Raw genomic sequence first — 19,028 nt, forward strand, 5'->3', positions numbered from 1 at the left:
TTTTGTGTATTTCAATATAAGTTAAAGGGAATAACAATGGTTTTTGTGAAAATATGTAAATTGTATCAAGGAAATTTTATAATGAATTGAGAAAAAGAAAATTCATAAGTTATAATAAAATATGAATATAAAAAAAGTTCATATAATAATGTATGGAAGAGTATGAAACATGTTATATCAAACTCAAGCAACACAACAAACACCAGCTTATATAATCTATCTTCTGGATGTAAGCGCATCAATGAATCAAATGATGGATGCAGGCGAAGAAGAAAAAAGAAGAATTGATATTGTAACGGATGCTCTTTCTTTAGCGATTCGCCAAATGGTATTTCGTTCGACAAAAGGTAGTCGCTTGCTCCCAAGATATAAGTTATCTATTTTGGCCTATAGCGATCATGTTTTTGATCTATTGGGTGGGGTAAAAACAATAGACGAAGTGGCTAGGTTGCGCCCGCTAGAAAAAATCCAAACGCATCGCTTAACTGATACAGCAAAAGCTTTCTCTGTAGTGGAGAAGTTATTGCAAAAGGAATTACCAAATTTACAAGATGGACCAGCTCCTGTTGTCTGTCATATGACAGACGGGGCTTCAACTGGTGAAGATCCAGAATTAATTGTGCGAAGAATTATGGATATGTCTGTACCTGATGGAAATGTACTAATGCGCACAAGTATATATGAATAAAAAATAAAGTATATGTGAAGTAGATAAAAAAATAAAAGGGTGTTTGAGAATATGTACTCCATGATGGTTGTACCATCATGGAGTACTGTGTGCAATGATAGAATAGAAAAAGAAGTACGAGCTTAGGCGAGATGGCATTTTACGGGGCGACGAATATAAACACATAGAATGGACATAAAACTAACGAACTCGTACAATTTCGTAAGTTTAACGTAGTAGTTGTCACAATATATAAAAGGTTGTCATACTGTTACTACAAAACTTACAAAATTAACGATACTTAAAAACATATGAACTTAAAGCACTTGATTGTAAATTAAAGGAAAAAAGTGCTTTTTGCGTTTTAGGATAGAAATGAGTAGACACATTATAATTTTATAAGTGTGCTAAGTATTAAATTTTTATAGATTGTAATGGTTGTGAACAGGGTATGACGATAGTAGAGGGAAAAATAAAAGCTTGTGTTATTTTTGGAAGTCATCGTAAAGTACTTTTTAACGGATGGACGTTATGCATATGTTATCCGAAAAAAAACGGGTAGACATTACAGGAATTATAATTATGTCTACTGCATCAATAGATAAAGCTATTCAGCAAAATGAATCAGCACAACAACAAGATGATAGGATCTAGATGATTAATAAACAATGCCCCATTGTATAGAGTTACAATAGGGCATTGTTATTAATTTTTTGCCATAAATCTCTGTTTGAACGAAAAAAGTAGATTTCTTTTTTCATTTTTTTCTTTTGCTAATACACTTAATAAAAGTGAGTTATCCATTTGATCTATATCACTTTTTAGTGCATTTTGCATTCCAGATAACATCATGTATACAGCTAAAATAACGATAGTAAAAAATAAAACGGGGCCAAATGCTATCCAAGGTAAAACATTTAAAAACTGATGATTATAACCAAGTAAAACAAGGGTACCCGCAATGTTAAATGAAATGGCTTGAAATAGTGCTAAATGTAATAATAAAACTAAAGTTTGCAGCATTTGTTGATTAATCCAAATGAAAATTTTTGGCATAAGAAAGGGTTTTAAATGTAACTTGCAAATGTGAAAAAACCCACCGCCTAATGTTTTAGAACTTGTCACAAACTCATTTTGTAGTAATAAACGAATTTCATTACTGAAAAGTTGTACTAAATTAGGTACACTAATAAAAATTAAAACGGAAATCATATAAGAAAGCCAATGATGTTCTTCATCTGGAGATACAAACATTACAGGTGATAATAAAAAAATCGCTAATAAGGTGGTAGGGACATATTGGAATGTTTCAAATAGAACATCTAAAAACCGTACATATCGATAAAAGTATGCATGAAGAACACCGAATATAAGTGAAAAGACTATACGGAAAAAGCTAATGATCACTGCATAAAAAATTGGTGTTTTTGCAGCATAGAGAGTCCGAATTAAAACATCATCTCCCTCTTTATCAACACCGAGAGGATGAGAAAAAGATGGCGGTGCTGGAGCAGTACTAACTAGTTTGTCGTTAATGTATTGAAATGCAGGAACAGGTTTGATTTTTCCTGCGTCTACTTTTTCTTTCGTAATATAACTTGAAATAATAATAGTTACTAAAATAAATAGACCGATTAAAAATCGTATATTAAAAACTACCTTTTTAAGCATGTAAATCCCTTCTTCCTGGTAAAATGCGTTTTAATAGTTCAAAGGAGAGATAGAATGGAATCGTTAAAAGTAATAAACTTACCGTAATAATTTCCGGTGTTTGATGCATAATTAAAAATTTAAACAAGCCGTATGAGTTAAATAAATACTCCAGTACGATCATATTGGAAATCATAAATAAAAAAATAGATTTTGCATTATAAAAGATAGAAAGTAGGGCGTTGATGAGTACGTGTTTATATAAAATGTACAACGGCTTTAATCCTTTTGCGACCGCAACGTTTATATAATCCTTTTGCAGTTCATCGTTATAATTTAACAAACTAATTTTGTATAAGAAAATAATCGGTAAAATACTTAGTGTTAATATCGGTAACAAATATGTTTTTTCTTGCATGGTAGAAAAAGGCACTGTGACGAGTAAATTCGTATTTTTATAAATCCAAATGACAAATAACTGTACACAAACGACGAAAAATAAGTCTGGTAATGACTCTAGTACGTGCAAGGTTTTAAGAATAAGAGATTGAATGGGTTTAGGAAAGTAAAATGTAAGTATGGTAAAAGTAGTAGAAAGGACTACGGCGATAAGGAAAGCGCAAATCATAATAGTTAATGTATGCGCATATGATTCTAGTAAATATGGAAAAAGATCACGGTCCGGCGACTGAGTGCCAGCATTGCTAATTTTATAAGTAATACTGGTAGGGTGAAACAGAGAAGAAATAACATTAGATATCGAATCGAAATAGTTACCAAAATTTAATTGTAAAGTTGGTGTTGGCGGCATGGCTAACGCTCTCGATGCACTTGGAGTTGTACCAAAAAACAATTGTGGCAGAGAACAAATCGCAATAATACCAAGAATAATGAAAAATGAGCGGACAATAAAAAAACAACCATTTTTTAAAAGTGACATAACGTTTGAATCTCCTTATATTTTTATCCCGCATTAACGGGTAGTAAGACTCCCAACTCAAAACTCGGCGGAAGATAACTGCCGTAAATGCCCGAGTGGTTCAACTAATAATCAGTGGGAGATGGACAACCCCCCACTGATTAAAGTTTCACTTTATTGTAAATATTTTCTATAATGCTATATGAAAATCCTTTTCGACAAAAAATTTAATATATGCCTTGACAGTTATAAAAATAACCGATATACTTCATATTAATTTCAAAAATAAATATATTCTAAATATTAAAATGTGTTGAATAGGAGTAGTAAGGTCATGTATTTGTACAGAGAGCTATGGGTTGGTGCGACATAGTCAAATGACATCCTGAACTCGCCTAGGAGCAGTAAGGTGGAACGGAATCACATTCTTAGTAAATCTTAACGGTTAACCTTCGATATTAGGTTTGTAATCAAACGATTACTACTAAGGTGGATTCATAATGGAATCAATAAGGGTGGTACCGCGTTAAGTAAATGGCTTAGCGTCTCTTTATATAAAGAGACGCTGGGCCATTTTTTATTATATAGAGAAAGAAATGGAGGGGTTATTTGGATAGGTTTATAAAATTTATTTATTTATATAAAAAGATTTATTTAGGAGGAAAATAAGATGAAACAGACGGAGCAATGGACTTCGAAATTAGGATTTATAATGGCTGCAGCAGGATCAGCAATTGGACTTGGCGCAATATGGAAGTTTCCTTATATCGCTGGAAAGAGCGGAGGAGGAGCATTCTTTTTAATTTTTATATTATTTACTGTATTAATTGGTCTCCCGCTATTAATAGCTGAATTTATGATTGGACGCAGCACACAGAAACAAGCGATTGGGGCATTTAAAAGTATCGCACCAAATACAGGTTGGCATTGGATTGGACGTCTTGGCGTTGGAACTTGTTTTATATTACTGTCATTTTATAGTGTTGTAGGAGGATGGGTATTAATTTATTTATTCAGGGGAGTAACTGGACAACTTATTACTCCAGGGCAGAATTACAGTGCATTATTTACTGAAACAATTGGAAATCCCGTTTGGGCTATTACTGGACATTTCGCTTTTATGTTCATTACGATATGGGTTGTATCAAAAGGGGTACAAAATGGAATTGAAAAAGCAAGTAAATATATGCTACCAGCATTGTTCGTTTTATTTGTCGCTCTTATTATTCGTTCCTTAACACTGGATGATGCGATGAAAGGTGTTAAGTTTTTCTTACAACCCGATTTTTCAAAAATTACTTCGGAAAGTATTTTGTTCGCAATGGGGCAATCATTCTTTGCGATTAGTATCGGAATTTCAATTATGGTTACGTATAGTTCGTATTTGAATAAAAAAGAAAGTTTACCAAAATCAGCAATAACAATTGTTGGATTGAATTTATTCGTCTCTTTATTCGCAGGTCTTGCTATTTTTCCAGCAGTATTTTCATTAGGGATGGAGCCGACAGAAGGGCCTGGACTACTATTTATCGTATTACCATCTGTATTTAGTCAAATTCCATTCGGAGGATTATTCTTAACAGTATTTCTTGCACTATTTACATTTGCGACACTAACATCAGCGTTCTCTTTACTTGAAACAGTTGTTTCAGCAATGGCGAACGGTAAGCAAGAAAGAAGAAATAAACTATCTTGGGTTATCGGCTTCTTTATTTTTCTGGTAGGTATTCCATCAGCTCTTTCATTTGGTGTATGGAGTGATATTATGATTTTCGGAAAGAATATTTTTGATGCAGTAGATTTTTTATCTAGTAATATATTAATGCCACTTGGAGCGCTATTTATTAGTATTTTCGTATCATTCAAAATGGAAAAGAAAGTGTTAGAAGCAGAATTTTTTGTAGGTGGAAATTACGGAAAGAAAGTATTTACTTGTTGGGCATTTTTACTTCGATTTATAGCTCCACTTGCAATAATCATCGTCTTTTTAAATGTAATAGGGATTATCTAAATTAAAGTGTTATAATATTCAGTAAAAAAATGAGGTGATGACCATAAAGACGAATTTGATTGAAACAGAGAAATACATGAATATTAGAGGTAAGAAGCTATACGTTGAAACACATGGAAATCCTAAAAATAAGCCTGTATTATACTTACACGGTGGACCAGGAGAGAGTTGCTATGATTTTTCATTTCATCAAGCGGAACGATTAAAAGATTCCTTATATGTAATTATGTTAGACCAAAGAGGGGTTTGTCGATCAGAAGGAATTACTGAGGAAGAATCTTTTGGACTAAATGATTTAGTTGAAGACTGTGAGGAAATAAGAAAACTATTACAAATTGAAAAATGGTCTGTAATCGGGCACTCTTTCGGTGGATATTTAGCATTGTTATATGCGGCGACATATCCAAATTCAATAGAGAAAATAATATTTGAAGGGCCGACTTTCGATTTTGCATTAACAAGTAGGGCCTTATTACAAAAGACAGGAACATTATTAAAAAAGTATGGAAAAGAAGTAGCGGCAGAAGAGTGCTTTGCTTATTCATCTAACAATGCTAGTTCAGAAGAATTGCTAGAAGCATATATAAGATTAAGCGCTGAATTAGAAGAAAAAAGAATGGAGATTTATAATTATAAGGAAGATGAAACGGACGATAGTTTATATAGTGACGAGGAGTGGGAAGTATTTTCAAATCGTTCAAAAATCCATTTTGATAGGTTAAAATTAGAAGGAGCATGCCATACGCCATTATTATCTAAAATTAAAGATGTACAGAACCCAATGTTATTAATTGTAGGAAAACATGATGTAGTAACGTGTGAAAAGCAAATTGAAATATTTAATCGCGATTCTCTAAATGGAAAGCATATCATATTCGAAGAGAGTGGCCATTCACCACATTATGAGGAAGCAGATCGATTTGCGGAAACAGTTATTCATTTTTTGAAATAAAAAGAAAGGGTGCTTCGTATTATGCGAAGCACCTTTTTTAAATTTCAGGATATGTGATTGTAATGTTAGGCCATTTACTTTGCCAATTCTTTTTCATAACTCTATTTTTGTACATATGTATTCGTTCTTTCGTTTCAAGAAAATGAGCTGTCGGTTTCACTTGTAATGAAAGTACATCTTCAATTCCGCATGGAGTTGTTAATATGACATTATTTTGCTCGTCAAGCGTAACCCCTAAAGCGGTTGCTGTTTCAGGAAATTTAGAAATAGCATTAACAGAAGAAGAATATGGTGGCATGTTATTCACCACATGCATACGAGCTTGATTCTTTACTGACCAAGGGATAGTAGCATCAATATTTATTAGTTTCATTTCTAATGATTGTTCATATGCCTCATCTTTATGAAAAGGGTCAAAATAAATGACATCAACATCCGGTGTAGCTGTTCTTACTTCATAGTTATGTAAAGTATCCCAAATTTTAGAACGAACAAACCCGGCGCAAATCCACCAATCAGGTAGTTTGAGAGATTTAGCTGTATGTAGTACGTCCATCATCCACGTATCATTTTGTATCATTTGAATAATGTCTTGCTCTGTTTTTATAGTCATTTGATATTTCACCTGCTTTTTTGAGAATGAATTAATGCATCAGTTCAATAATCCATAAAATCCAGTAAGCACCTGGTACAAATAGTAGTTGTGCTAATAATGTGCCGAAAAGTCTAGATATCATTAGCCAACCATACATTTTACTCATAGATTCAGCACCATTTTCTGATTGTAAGGCGCGTTCTGTTAAAAGTGCAATACGCGGATCGAGTAACACTGTTAATAAAATAGTGGCGAAACCATTCACAAGGCCAGAAGCTGTACTTGCATTTGTTGCATAATCTGGATTTAGAAAAGAAGCGTAAAGGGCGGAAAGAACGCCTGCTGTATATATTGCAGTAGCAAACATGTTAATAAGCATAATACGTTTTGGAATACCACCGATACGTAGTCTATGAATCATTTCTAACTTTGGAAAGCGTACATATTTTTTTGTGTACTTTAATTTTTGTATGTTATTTGTTCTCATCATTCGAATGAAAGAACCGTCTGTTTCAAAGTTTTGAATGACATATCCAAATAATTTTGTCAAAGTCGGATAAAGTATAATCGCAAGTAATGTACCGATAGAAGCAGATAATAGAACGAGTCGTATAATATGCTCTAAATTAATAGAAGAATCTAGTTTTGCTTCATCGACAATACCACCAATTAAAAAGGCTTGTAGTAAGTTTGATGTTCTTGAAATAAGCAATACCATTCCTACGACAGATAAAGCAACGGCAATCTTTTTCAAACGAACCCCTGCTAATCGAATACTATAAGAACTTGTTTCGACTGCATGGATGATAATTGTGAAAGCCATAATAAATATTAATGTAATTGACATTTGTTTCACCAGTTTCTATTAAAATAATTGTAACTTTTTTACTTTATCATATCTTTCTATTTTTTGTAACTGAAAGTATGAGAGGTGGAAAAAAGAGTTTTCTGAATAGAATTAAAATGGTATTGTAGAAAGGATGTGGTTTCGACTAATAGAGGGGAGAAATTTGTTATGCATTCATATTATAGCAATCGTGCAAATGAATATGAAGCGGTATACTATCGGAATGATCCGATAAGGCAAGAAGAACAAAGGATGCTTGAAGGACAATTAAAAGGAATTTGTAAAGGAAGAAACGTTCTTGAAGTTGCTTGTGGAACAGGATATTGGACGAAGTATGTTATAGATGTAGCTACACATGTAACAGCGATTGATTATTCTGATGAAGTATTAGCGATAGCGAAGGGGAAAGAGCTTTCTAAGGAGAAGGTTACCTTTCAAAAGGGTAACGCTTTTAAACTAGAACAAATGAAAGACACCTTTCAAGGGGCATATGCAAACTTTTGGTTTTCACATATTAAAAAAGAAGAGATTACTAGTTTTTTAAAACAGTTCCACAGAGTATTACAAAAGGGGGCAACTGTATGTTTTGCAGATAATATGTTTAATGAAGGAATTGGTGGGGAGCTTGTTCGTAAAGAGAATGATAGTAATACATATAAATTGCGAATACTTTCTACTGGAGAAGGCTATGAAATTGTTAAAAATTATTATACAGAAGAAGAATTACAAGTTCTCTTTCAGCCATTTGGTGATGAATTACAAATTTATATAGGAGAATGCTTCTGGTGGATTACATATAAAGTAAAATAAGGGAGGGAATGAAACATGTATACAACATTTCTATTTGATTTAGATGGAACTTTAACAGATCCGAAAGAAGGGATTGTAAATTCAGTTTTGTATGCGTTAAAAAAGGTAGGAATTGAAGAATTACATGTAAGCGAGTTAGATTCATTTATCGGTCCACCAATTCAACAATCGTTTGCAAATAGATATAATATGAGTGAAATAGAAGTTGAGAAGGCTGTCTATTACTTTCGTGAATATTTAAAGCAAAGTGGTTTGTTCGAAAATAAAATATATGACGGGATTCCCAATCTTTTGCAAGAATTAAAAGATGGAGGCAATCATTTATTTGTAGCAACGTCAAAGCCTACTGTATTTGCGAAACAAGTAATAGAGCATTTTCAATTAACGAATTATTTTGAGGATATCATTGGAAGTAATTTAGATGGTACGAGAATAAAAAAAGAAGAAATAATTGCTCATATTTTACAAACAAATGGAGAACTTAAAAAAGAAGAAATTGTCATGATTGGAGATAGAAAGCACGATATAATAGGTGCGAATCATAATGAAATAGCTTCAATAGGCGTTTTGTATGGCTATGGGAGTGAAAAAGAATTGACTAAAGTTGGTGCGATTCATATAGCAAATGATGTAGAAGAACTACATCATTTTTGTGTAGAATATAGTTTGATAAAGCAGTAAATATAGAGACTAGTAATCCCTTTAAAACGTATGATGATGAATTCGTTAATGTTTAAAGGGATTTTTCATATGTAATCGAATATGTATAATTAGACATTTTTAGCATAAAAAATTGTAATAAATAGAGGAGGTTTGTCACGGGAGAATAGAGTACAACATAATTGTAGAAGTTTATCAATAAAAGATTGAATTTTCTGTCTAAAGGAGGGGTATAATTGGAGCTAGTTATTATATTATTAGCACTTAGCTTACTTATGTTTGTAGCATATAGAGGTTTTTCTGTTATTTTATTCGCACCGATATTTGCATTATTTGCGGTATTTTTGACAGAACCTAGTTATGTATTACCTTTCTTTTCTAATATCTTTATGGAGAAAATGGTAGGGTTTATAAAGTTATATTTCCCTGTGTTTTTACTAGGAGCAATATTTGGGAAAGTGGTAGAAATGTCAGGAATTGCGGACTCTATTGCAAAGACGATTATCGAGTTAGTTGGTGAAAAACGTACGATATTAGCGATTGTATTAATGGGTGCTATTTTAACGTATAGTGGTGTGAGTGTTTATGTAGTAGTGTTTGCTGTCTATCCGTTCGCAGCTAAGTTGTTTCGACAAGCTAATATTCCAAAGCGTTTAATTCCCGGAACGATTGTTCTTGGAGCAGTAACATTTACAATGGATGCGCTCCCTGGAACACCTCAAATTCAAAATGTAATACCTACAACATTTTTTAAAACTGATATTTATGCTGCACCGATACTTGGGATTGTAGGAGCAATCTTTGTTTTAACGTTAGGATTACTTTACTTAGAGAGTAGACGTAAAAAGGCTAAGGCTGCGGGAGAAGGTTATTTCGGATTTAATGATGGGAATCATGAAATGGCTGCATCATTGGAAGTAGAGCAGAAAGAAATGCCACTGTTAAAAAACTTGGATATTACGAGGGCGCAACAATTTATTGCTTTTATACCACTTATTTTAGTAGGTGTAATGAATAAAGTTTTTACTATTATGATACCGAAGTGGTATCCGAACGGTTTTGACTTTTCAGCAATTGGCATGAAAGCATTTGGAAAAGTAGAATTAAGTGCGGTAGTTGGAATTTGGTCTGTAGAATTGGCACTTATTATAGGTATTGTAACAACGCTTATATTATATTGGAAACGAGTAGTAACAGGGTTTCAAGCTGGATTGAATACAAGTATTGGTGGAGCTCTACTTGCAACAATGAATACAGGAGCTGAGTTTGGATTTGGTGGTGTAATTGCAGCACTTCCAGGCTTTGCAATTATGAGAGATAGTATTTCTGCAACATTTACTAACCCTTTAGTGAATGGAGCGGTAACGACGAATATTTTAGCAGGTATTACAGGATCTGCATCAGGAGGAATGGGAATAGTTCTAAGTGCGATGGGGGATAAATTTATTGCAGCAGCCAACCAATTTGATATTCCATTAGAAGTAATGCACCGTATCGTATCAATGGCATCAGGAGGAATGGATACATTACCACATAACGGGGCTATTATTACTATCCTTACAGTAACAGGGTTAACACATAAACAATCATATAAAGATATATTCGCTATCACAGTTTTGAAAACGGTTGCTGTATTTTTAGTTATCGCATTCTATACTTTAACAGGAATCTATTAATAGTAGATAAAATATGAATTGTAAAGATTTATCAAATCTATATTTAATATAATAAAATATTAATTAGGATAAAAAGGGGTGAAGTATTTGCAAGAAGTTGCTGAGTTTCGTATGCCGAAGTCTGTATTATATGGAAGAAATTCGCTTGAAAAACTAGGGGAACAATCAAAGAAATTGGGGAAAAGAGTTTTTATAGTTACTGATACAATTATGGAGAAATTAGGGTATGTTGAAAGGTGTATAAAACAACTAAATAAGAAAGGTATTACTGTTATTACATTTAATAAAGTGAATGCTGAGCCTACAAATATACACGTATTAGAAGCGTTAACTATTTGTAAAGAAGGAAAGTGTGATTTTATTATCGGTATTGGTGGTGGAAGTTGTATTGATGCTGCGAAAGCAGTAGCAGTTTTATATACAAATGGGGGAGAAGTTGAAGTTTACGTCCAAAAGGATATCGAAATAGAAAATGCCCCGTTACCACTTATTGCAATTCCAACAACTTCTGGTACTGGATCAGAAGTAACAAGTGTGGCAGTAATTACGAATAAAAAAACAGATGTAAAAATGATGATAAAACATCCGAGTTTTACTCCGCAAGTAGCAATTATAGATCCGATTTTAACATGTTCGGTACCACCTCATATTACGGCAGCAACAGGGATAGATGCATTATGCCATGCAATCGAAGCATATATTTCTAAAGTTTCACAACCACTTACAGATGTACTTGCTCTTTCAGCTATTGAAAGTATTATGAAATATTTACGTATTGCATATGAAGACGGAGATAATATGGAGGCAAGAGAAGCGCTGATGATTGCTTCATTACAAGCTGGAATCGCATTTTCTAATGCATCAGTTACATTAGTTCATGGAATGTCTCGGCCAGTGGGTGCATTATTTCATGTACCACATGGTATATCAAATGCCATACTATTACCTACAGTTTTAGAGTTTACAAAAACAAGTGCAGTGAAAAGGTTAGCAGAGATTGGACGCAGTTTAAACAAAGATTTGTACTCATATTCTGATGCAGAAGTAGCGAACTACACGCTTGCTGAAATAAAAAAACTTTGCTTTGATCTTCGTATTCCAAACTTAAAAGAATATGGAATTGATGAAATTGAATTTGAAAATGCTATTTCTAAAATGGCTTCAGATGCAATTGAAAGTGGTAGCCCAGGAAATAATCCACGAGTTCCTTCTTATGATGAAATTAAACAATTGTATCGAGAGTGTTTTACTTATCAATATGAATATCTTTCCGAAAAATCCGGTAAATAATTCTGAAAATTCAATAAAAATTTCCTTGGAAATGAAATAGAGGATAAATCAATAATTAGTGGGATGGGACCACTTAGAAACAAGACTTTGTATTCATTATAAAGTCTTGTTTTATTGTATGAAAAATATATAATAATTTATAGTTTTTATGTCTGTAAAATAATATTGAAGAGGGTGTTATATTATGAAAACGATAGGCCTTATAGGTGGTATGAGTTGGGAATCAACTTCTGAATATTATCGAATTCTAAATGAAGAAATAAAAAGTAGATTAGGTGGATTACATTCAGCAAAATGTATGATTAATAGCGTAGACTTTGAAGAGATTGAACGATATCAGTCTAACGGAGATTGGGATGGAGCAGGTGAAGTATTAGGGAATGTGGCGTATTCGTTACAGAAGGGAGGAGCAGACTTTATAGTCATTTGCACAAATACAATGCATAAAGTGGTCGAGAAAATAAAGGGGAATATTAATATTCCGGTATTACATATTGCTGATGCAACTGCAAAAGAAATTAAAAGAACAGGTATTCAAACGGTTGGTCTGCTTGGAACTAAATATACAATGGAGCAAGATTTCTATAAGTCACGTATAGAAGAGAATGACATAAAAGTAATGGTACCATTAGAAAAAGATAGAGAAAAAATAAATGAAGTAATATATACAGAATTATGTTTAGGAAAAATAACATCGCAATCTAGAGAGTATTATAAAGGAGTTATAGAAGAGTTAGTGCAAAAAGGAGCACAAGGAATAATATTAGGTTGTACAGAAATAGGGTTATTAATAAAGCAAGAAGACGTATCTATCCCGATATTTGATACAACTTATATACATGCAATTGAAGCGGTAAATGTCGCTTTAGAAAAAAATATATCATAATTATATTATGCAAACTTAGTACGTGAGTCTGGAAAACATTCAGAAAATATTTTATAATGTAAGTGGTTACATTTAAGGGGGAATGCGTATGTTTTCAGTTCAACCAATCGCATTTGTACATAATGAAAGAAAGGAAATAAAAGATGATGAGTGGGGAGAAGTTACATCCTGTATTACTTTAACGGATATATATACAGAGGAAAGTATACAAGGAGTGGAAGACTTTTCTCATATTGAAGTTGTTTTTTATTTTCATAAAGTAACTGATAAACAAATTCAATATTTTGCTAGACATCCTAGAAATAATAATGATTATCCTAAAGTAGGTATTTTTGCACAGCGTGGGAAAAATCGGCCGAATCGCATAGGTGTGACAATTGTAAAGGTGATAAAAAGAGAAGGCAAATCAATTATTGTTGAGGGGTTAGATGCTATTGATGGCACCCCTATATTGGATATAAAGCCAATAATGAAAGAGTTTATGCCGAAAGAAGAAATACTACAACCTAAATGGGCAACGGATATAATGAGACAGTATTGGAAGGGGAATGGAGTAAAATGAGAGTATATGAGGCAACAATTGCAGATTTAGATGGACTAGCATCAGTTTTTAATAACTATCGCATGTTTTACCGACAAGATTCTGATTTAGAAGGAGCAAAAGTATTTTTACGAAATCGAATCGAGAGAAAAGAATCCGTTATTTTCGTGGCAGTTGAAGACGGTGAATATATTGGGTTCACGCAATTATATCCATCATTTTCTTCCATTTCGATGAAAGAATTGTGGATTTTAAATGATCTGTTTGTACAAGCGGCGAAGCGCGGAGCCGGAACAGGTAAAAAATTGTTAGAAGCTGCAAAAGAATTTGCATTAGAAAATGGTGCAAAAGGTGTAAAATTACAAACAGAGATTGATAATTTATCAGCACAGCGATTATACGCTGAAAATGGTTATTTGAGAGATAATCGTTATTTCCATTATGAATTAACGTTTTAAAAAATATTAGATTAAAAGATACATTTTTATTTTGTTTTATTTAGCTTCAAGAAATTTGAATCGATTCTTGTCTTAACAAGAATAGACATAAAATGTTACAAATTATATAAGAATAAAAGAAGAGGATGGTGACAGGCAGAATATCTCTGTATGTTCTATCCTTTTTTTGTACCACAAATGATCTTATTGACTCTTAGAAGCTTTTTAATAGCTTCATCTTCTGTAAGCCATACAATTCATGGGATAAAGTGAAGGCTACAACCGGCTCGAAGATTGAGGATTGCCGATAAACAATTTACGATGAAGGATATTATTTATTTTAAGTAGGTTTTGTTATCTTTCGTTGCTAATTCACTTTATTAAACTATTTGGAAGTTTTGTTGCGCAAGTTGTAAATTTAACATAATAAAGTAAAACCATTTCTTTGTAATGATGAGAACTTCTTTTTATTTTTTAAAATTCAAAAGAATATATAAATAACAATAATAATATAATAAAAAACAATATTAATTTATTGTTAAACAATAAATAATGTGGTAAGATCATGTTGTCATTGAATAAGTGAGGTGTTTTAAATGAATGTTAAACGAGGTTCAACCACTTTCTTAAAGGTAATTATTTTTCTGGCTGGAATTGCAGTGTTTACTTTGTGTATATTTTTAGTGCCCCATATAGCGAATTTCGCAGCAAAATTGTATCCAAATATTGCCCCAATGAAATGTCTTGTTTTCATCGTGATGTATGGAGCAGCTGTGCCTTTTTACGTTGCTCTCTATCAGGCTTTCAATCTTTTACGGTACATTGACAAGAACACAGCGTTCTCGGAATTATCAGTAAAGGCGTTAAAGAACATAAAGTACTGTGCGATTACAATCAGTGGTTTGTATGTATTAGGTTTGCCACTCTTTCATTTTATAGCGAAGAAAGTTGATCCCCCTATTGGATTAATGGGACTCATCATCATTTTTGCTTCGTTCGTTATCGCCGTTTTTGCTGCTATTCTTCAACAGCTTCTACAAGAGGCGATTAACATAAAATCAGAAAATGATTTGACGGTCTGAGGTGGAGGATATGACAATTATTATTAATATTGATGTGATGTTAGCAAAACGAAAAATGAGCGTAACGGTCCTTTCGGAGAAGGTTGGAATTACTATGGCGAATCTTTCAATTCTGAAAAATGGGAAAGCAAAAGCGGTTCGTTTTTCAACATTAGAAGCGATATGTAAGACTTTGGATTGTCAGCCAGGCGATATTTTGGAGTACAAAAGCGACGAAGACACTCAATAAAACCAGATAACAAATTTATTTAACGGGAGTCAATAGAGAATGTAAGGGATAGCCACTAAGCTATCCCTTATTTGCGTTTATTGATGTTATTTACTCAGAGAATTGCATTGATATTAGTGACAAAAATGTGGTGTGATTTGCAATGTTTGCTCCTCAAAAGGGAACCGGTTACCTTTCAAGTGATCTCACCTTTATTTTTTGGCAGACAACTATTTGCCAAAAAGGCTATTTTAACCACGTTTTAAACTATGTCGAGTGAATCAAAAGCCGCATTATATCTTTGGATTTCTGAATTGATGAAATCAATACGTTCTTTTATGTTATCCACTTCAGTAAAATTAAGAGATAAAGATAAATTGATGAATTCTTTTAAATTGTATTATAGTTGATTTAAAACCCAGTTTGTTGCATCTTCAAAGTTTTCTGCAATGTAGTTTGGCTCAATATGTGCCCATTTGTCTCGGTACGTATGTAAAGCATCATATCCAGCGCCTGTTCGTACTAATATCGTTGTCGCATTCACTTTTGCTCCTGCAACAATATCAGTCCAACGATCACCAACTACAGCGCATTGTGTTAAAACAAGCCCATGTTTTTCCGCTGCTTTAAGAAGCATACCTGTACTTGGTTTGCGGCATTCACAACCATCACCATGTTTATGAGGGCATACGTAAATATCATCAAAACCGAAACCTTTTAATTCTTGTACAAAATCAGATACAGTCGCTATCCCATCCGCAATGCCCGGTTGATTTGTGAAAGAGAAAAGTTTTATATTTTGAGCTTTTAGTTTTTGTAAAGCTGCATTTGTAAAAGGGAATAATGTAAAAGAATCTGGGTAATGTATTGTAGTGTCGCCACCAATTGTACCGTCACGATCAATGAAAACTGCTTTAATGTTTGCCATAGTTATAGTCCTTTCAATTTATAAGTAGTTTAAAAATGTTTAACAAATCGGTAGCCATTTACTTCATAGCCTAATTTTTTATAAAAAGGATGTGCTTCTAATCTTTTTGTTCCACTAACTAGCCATGTGCCAATGCAATTATGCTTTTTGGCTAATTGTTCTGCATAATCCATTAACACTTGTCCAATGCCTTTCCGCCGTATTGTCGAATCAACGCTAATAATTGAAATCTCTCCATAGCGTGTCACATCTTCTAAATTTTCGCGTATACGAAATCCAAGTAATCCAAATATAGTTTCTTCTTCCTCATAAACATATAAAAAATCAAAAGGACTCATTTCGACGAATTGTAATCGGTTGTTCATATCTTCATAGGAGATTAATGATCCTTTTAATTCTTTTGTCAGAGAGCAAAGTGCATATATATCATCTATCGTCGCTTCGCGAATTTGAAAAGACATGTTATCCACTCCAATAAAATGTAATCAAACATTTAATATTCTGTGAAAAAATGTTTTTTCCTGCTATGAAAATAAATATTTTATAATGATATATAGATAGTAATATGTTATTCTTTTCCTAGATTGTATTGGAAATGGAAAGAAGGGGAACGTATGTTAGAAGTGAATATCCGCTCAGCTGGATATGAAATAGGTGAAAAAATAATTCATGATATTGCTTTTTCAATTGAAGAAGGTGAACTAGTGGCTCTTATTGGCGCAAATGGAGCTGGGAAAAGTACGACGATTAAAACGATACTCGGTTTACTTGCAAATATAAATGGTGAAATTTCATTCGGTGAAAAGAAAAATCCGTATGCATACGTGCCGGAACATCCAACATATTATGATTATTTGACGCTCTGGGAGCATATTGAATTATTAATGGCTGCTCGAGAGAATGAAGTAGGAAGCTGGGAAGGGAAAGCTGAAGAATTATTACATATGTTTCGAATGGATCAGCATAGACATGAGTATTTATCAAAGTTTTCAAAAGGTATGAAACAAAAATCAATGCTTATATTGGCGTTTTTAACAGAGCCAGATTTTTATATAATTGACGAATCTTTTATCGGATTAGATCCAGTAGCTACGAAGGAATTTTTAAACTATTTATATAAAGAAAAAGAACGTGGAGCAGGAATTTTACTATGTACGCATGTATTGGATACTGCTGAAAGGATTTGTGAGAGATTTTTGCTCATTTCGCAAGGAACGTTAGTAGCAGATGGGAATTTATATACGATTCAAGCGTTAGCTGAAATGCCGGATAGTCCATTATTAGACTGCTTTGATGCAATTGTAAGAAGTGAACAGCATGATTAAACAACAATTTTATAAAAGAGTGCGCTATGAACTCGGGCGAAAATGGAGGTCCATACGTTCTATAACAGATTGGACAGTCGCGTTATATATTATTATTCCAGCACTTATATTTATGGGAATCTATTATCGTTCACTATGGATAAATGAATTATCGATGGAAGAAACGGTTTGTTTCGGATTAGGTCTACTCGCATTTTATCTTGTTACGTATTCAAGAGGAGTTCGCTCATTTTTTGAACAAGGGGATAGTTTATTTTTAATTTCGTATCCAACTCATATGCGAAAATTAATCCAGTATGGCATGATATATACATTTGTTCGAATAGCGATAACGAATGTAATGGTAGTAGTTGTTATGTTACCGGTGTTGATGAAAAGTATCGGAGCAACAAAGATACAAATCGTATTATTTTGGGCATTCTTTACTGTATTTCGATGTATGTTATCGTTGTTGACGAGATGTATATATGTACGTGTCGGGAAACGATGGGTTTTATGGATTATAAAAAATGTAATATTTTCTATGAGTTTAACTTTTTTGGGAATTAGTCTATTTTTTATTTATAAAAATGTGTTTTATTCAATACTATTTATTGGTCTCGCAGTTTTCTTAATTATAGTATTAGTAAAAGAAAAGATGAATTATAAGAATTACTTTTTTAAAGAAGTTGAAAAAGAAAAAGAAGAAAGTATGCGTTGGACAAGTGGGATTATGCAAGTTGGCGGTCATGCGGCTAAGCCAAGTAGTTCGAATAAAAACCCGTGGATGTTTCCTCGTTCTAAAAAAATATTAGGAGAAAAATCTGATTCGCGTATTGTAGAAGGTTTTTTGAAAGAATTTTACCGTACAAGTAGTACGCGAATATTTTATATTCAAATTGTATGTATAAGTACTGTAAGTATTATCGTGAGTCCGAAATGGATTGCAGCTATTATTCTTGTATTTGCTGTATTTGCAATTTCTCGTTATGCGCGTGATTATTGGAATGAATTTACGAAAAAAATGTTTCTTCATTTATATTGTGACGAAGGAAAAATATTATTGTTAAGATGGAAGGCGAATCGTTATTTACTACTTCCAGCTATACTTTTATATGGAATAGTTATACTTTCTCACTTTTATTTATTACCTGCTGTGATTGCAGCGGTTATTTTTATATTATTGATTGGTTGGATTGTATTTTTACCATAAAAAAGAGCCGGAAAATGGCTCTTTTTCTAGTCTGTAATACATTGATAAATAAAATATACTAAAACGAGTACGCTTGCGGCGGAATACATGACATCTAAAGTCATTCGATCGCCTCCTCATTGTTGTTGTATTTATCCCGCATTAACGGGCAGTAAAACTCCCGCCTCAAAATTCGGCTGGAGCAAAGAAGTTAGGTAGGGAGATTAACTGCCCGTAAACGCCCGATTGGTTCAACTAATAATCAGTGGGGATGAACAAGCCCCACTGATTATAGTTTCACTTTATATTGTATGAAATCTTACAATTTCATATTCAAGTGAAAAATATGTGAACGTTAACAAAATTGTAAAGT

19 protein-coding genes, 1 pseudogene and 1 other annotated feature are annotated in these 19,028 nt (G+C 33.0%); of the genes and pseudogenes, 14 read left to right on the forward strand and 6 right to left on the reverse strand.

What is annotated here, in order from left to right; genetic code table 11:
* Positions 1–169: 169 nt before the first annotated feature.
* A pseudogene (locus ACQKNR_RS23140) lies at positions 170–667 on the forward strand (vWA domain-containing protein); the annotation flags it as partial.
* Between the two features lie 705 nt (positions 668–1,372).
* Here the strand turns inward: ACQKNR_RS23140 and ACQKNR_RS23145 are convergent.
* Together ACQKNR_RS23145 and ACQKNR_RS23150 are read right to left on the reverse strand one after the other, a co-directional pair.
* Positions 1,373–2,338: a peptide ABC transporter permease gene (locus ACQKNR_RS23145; RefSeq protein WP_427320966.1), complete on the reverse strand. Its 966-nt coding sequence runs from the start codon at positions 2,336–2,338 to the stop codon at positions 1,373–1,375.
* A complete protein-coding gene (locus tag ACQKNR_RS23150; RefSeq protein ID WP_427320968.1) occupies positions 2,331–3,257 on the reverse strand; it encodes an ABC transporter permease subunit in 927 nt (308 codons plus the stop codon). The genes ACQKNR_RS23145 and ACQKNR_RS23150 overlap by 8 nt, the downstream gene beginning before the upstream one ends.
* A 283-nt stretch (positions 3,258–3,540) precedes the next feature.
* Positions 3,541–3,789, forward strand: a binding site (T-box leader).
* 117 nt (positions 3,790–3,906) lie between these two features.
* Between ACQKNR_RS23150 and ACQKNR_RS23155 the strand changes: the two genes are divergently transcribed.
* Positions 3,907–5,247: a sodium-dependent transporter gene (locus tag ACQKNR_RS23155; protein WP_427320970.1), complete on the forward strand. Its 1,341-nt coding sequence runs from the start codon at positions 3,907–3,909 to the stop codon at positions 5,245–5,247.
* Positions 5,248–5,284: 37 nt separating this feature from the next.
* Positions 5,285–6,199, forward strand: coding sequence for an alpha/beta fold hydrolase (locus ACQKNR_RS23160; RefSeq protein WP_427320972.1), 915 nt, complete (start codon positions 5,285–5,287; stop codon positions 6,197–6,199).
* A 37-nt stretch (positions 6,200–6,236) separates the two neighbouring features.
* On the opposite strand, the gene ACQKNR_RS23165 is transcribed toward ACQKNR_RS23160, so the two are convergent.
* Both ACQKNR_RS23165 and ACQKNR_RS23170 read right to left on the reverse strand, forming a co-directional pair.
* Positions 6,237–6,812 carry a nucleotidyltransferase family protein gene (locus ACQKNR_RS23165; protein ID WP_427320974.1) on the reverse strand — a complete coding sequence of 192 codons (576 nt, stop codon included), beginning with the start codon at positions 6,810–6,812 and terminating at the stop codon, positions 6,237–6,239.
* 31 nt (positions 6,813–6,843) lie between these two features.
* Entirely contained in the window at positions 6,844–7,641 is a 798-nt protein-coding gene (locus ACQKNR_RS23170; protein ID WP_427320976.1) for a lipid II flippase Amj family protein, read from the reverse strand.
* 168 nt (positions 7,642–7,809) lie between these two features.
* Here ACQKNR_RS23170 and ACQKNR_RS23175 point away from each other — a divergent pair, with 168 nt between their 5' ends.
* The 9 genes from ACQKNR_RS23175 to ACQKNR_RS23215 all read left to right on the forward strand — a co-directional run bounded on the left by ACQKNR_RS23175 (position 7,810) and on the right by ACQKNR_RS23215 (position 15,252).
* Positions 7,810–8,451: a class I SAM-dependent methyltransferase gene (locus ACQKNR_RS23175; protein WP_427320978.1), complete on the forward strand. Its 642-nt coding sequence runs from the start codon at positions 7,810–7,812 to the stop codon at positions 8,449–8,451.
* Positions 8,452–8,466: 15 nt separating this feature from the next.
* Positions 8,467–9,132 (forward strand): HAD family hydrolase, encoded by a 666-nt coding sequence (locus ACQKNR_RS23180; protein WP_427320980.1) that lies wholly within the window; start codon positions 8,467–8,469, stop codon positions 9,130–9,132.
* A gap of 215 nt (positions 9,133–9,347) precedes the next feature.
* Positions 9,348–10,787 (forward strand): GntP family permease, encoded by a 1,440-nt coding sequence (locus ACQKNR_RS23185; protein ID WP_427320982.1) that lies wholly within the window; start codon positions 9,348–9,350, stop codon positions 10,785–10,787.
* Between the two features lie 87 nt (positions 10,788–10,874).
* Positions 10,875–12,077, forward strand: coding sequence for an iron-containing alcohol dehydrogenase (locus ACQKNR_RS23190; RefSeq protein ID WP_427320984.1), 1,203 nt, complete (start codon positions 10,875–10,877; stop codon positions 12,075–12,077).
* Between the two features lie 184 nt (positions 12,078–12,261).
* Complete coding sequence (locus ACQKNR_RS23195) at positions 12,262–12,963, forward strand: aspartate/glutamate racemase family protein (protein WP_427320986.1); 702 nt, start codon at positions 12,262–12,264, stop codon at positions 12,961–12,963.
* An 88-nt stretch (positions 12,964–13,051) separates the two neighbouring features.
* Positions 13,052–13,525 (forward strand): SAM-dependent methyltransferase, encoded by a 474-nt coding sequence (locus tag ACQKNR_RS23200; RefSeq protein WP_427320988.1) that lies wholly within the window; start codon positions 13,052–13,054, stop codon positions 13,523–13,525.
* The gene (locus ACQKNR_RS23205) at positions 13,522–13,962 is read left to right on the forward strand and encodes an N-acetyltransferase family protein (protein WP_427320990.1); all 441 of its coding nucleotides are present in this window, start codon (positions 13,522–13,524) and stop codon (positions 13,960–13,962) included. The genes ACQKNR_RS23200 and ACQKNR_RS23205 overlap by 4 nt, the downstream gene beginning before the upstream one ends.
* A 575-nt stretch (positions 13,963–14,537) precedes the next feature.
* Positions 14,538–15,023 (forward strand): DUF2975 domain-containing protein, encoded by a 486-nt coding sequence (locus tag ACQKNR_RS23210; RefSeq protein WP_427320992.1) that lies wholly within the window; start codon positions 14,538–14,540, stop codon positions 15,021–15,023.
* 10 nt (positions 15,024–15,033) lie between these two features.
* A complete protein-coding gene (locus ACQKNR_RS23215; protein ID WP_427320994.1) occupies positions 15,034–15,252 on the forward strand; it encodes a helix-turn-helix domain-containing protein in 219 nt (72 codons plus the stop codon).
* A 379-nt stretch (positions 15,253–15,631) separates the two neighbouring features.
* Here ACQKNR_RS23215 and ACQKNR_RS23220 read toward each other — a convergent pair whose 3' ends face one another.
* Together ACQKNR_RS23220 and ACQKNR_RS23225 are read right to left on the reverse strand one after the other, a co-directional pair.
* Positions 15,632–16,159, reverse strand: a complete 528-nt coding sequence (locus ACQKNR_RS23220) for an HAD-IIIA family hydrolase (protein ID WP_427320996.1) — start codon at positions 16,157–16,159, stop codon at positions 15,632–15,634.
* 29 nt (positions 16,160–16,188) lie between these two features.
* Positions 16,189–16,620, reverse strand: coding sequence for a GNAT family N-acetyltransferase (locus ACQKNR_RS23225; protein ID WP_427320998.1), 432 nt, complete (start codon positions 16,618–16,620; stop codon positions 16,189–16,191).
* A 153-nt stretch (positions 16,621–16,773) separates the two neighbouring features.
* Between ACQKNR_RS23225 and ACQKNR_RS23230 the strand changes: the two genes are divergently transcribed.
* Both ACQKNR_RS23230 and ACQKNR_RS23235 read left to right on the forward strand, forming a co-directional pair.
* A complete protein-coding gene (locus tag ACQKNR_RS23230; protein WP_427321000.1) occupies positions 16,774–17,484 on the forward strand; it encodes an ABC transporter ATP-binding protein in 711 nt (236 codons plus the stop codon).
* Complete coding sequence (locus ACQKNR_RS23235) at positions 17,477–18,676, forward strand: ABC transporter permease (RefSeq protein WP_427321002.1); 1,200 nt, start codon at positions 17,477–17,479, stop codon at positions 18,674–18,676. The genes ACQKNR_RS23230 and ACQKNR_RS23235 overlap by 8 nt, the downstream gene beginning before the upstream one ends.
* Positions 18,677–19,028 lie beyond the last annotated feature (352 nt).

Origin of the sequence: Bacillus sp. NPDC094077, from assembly GCF_050279465.1 — a bacterium.
Taxonomy (GTDB): Bacteria; Bacillota; Bacilli; order Bacillales; family Bacillaceae_G; genus Bacillus_A.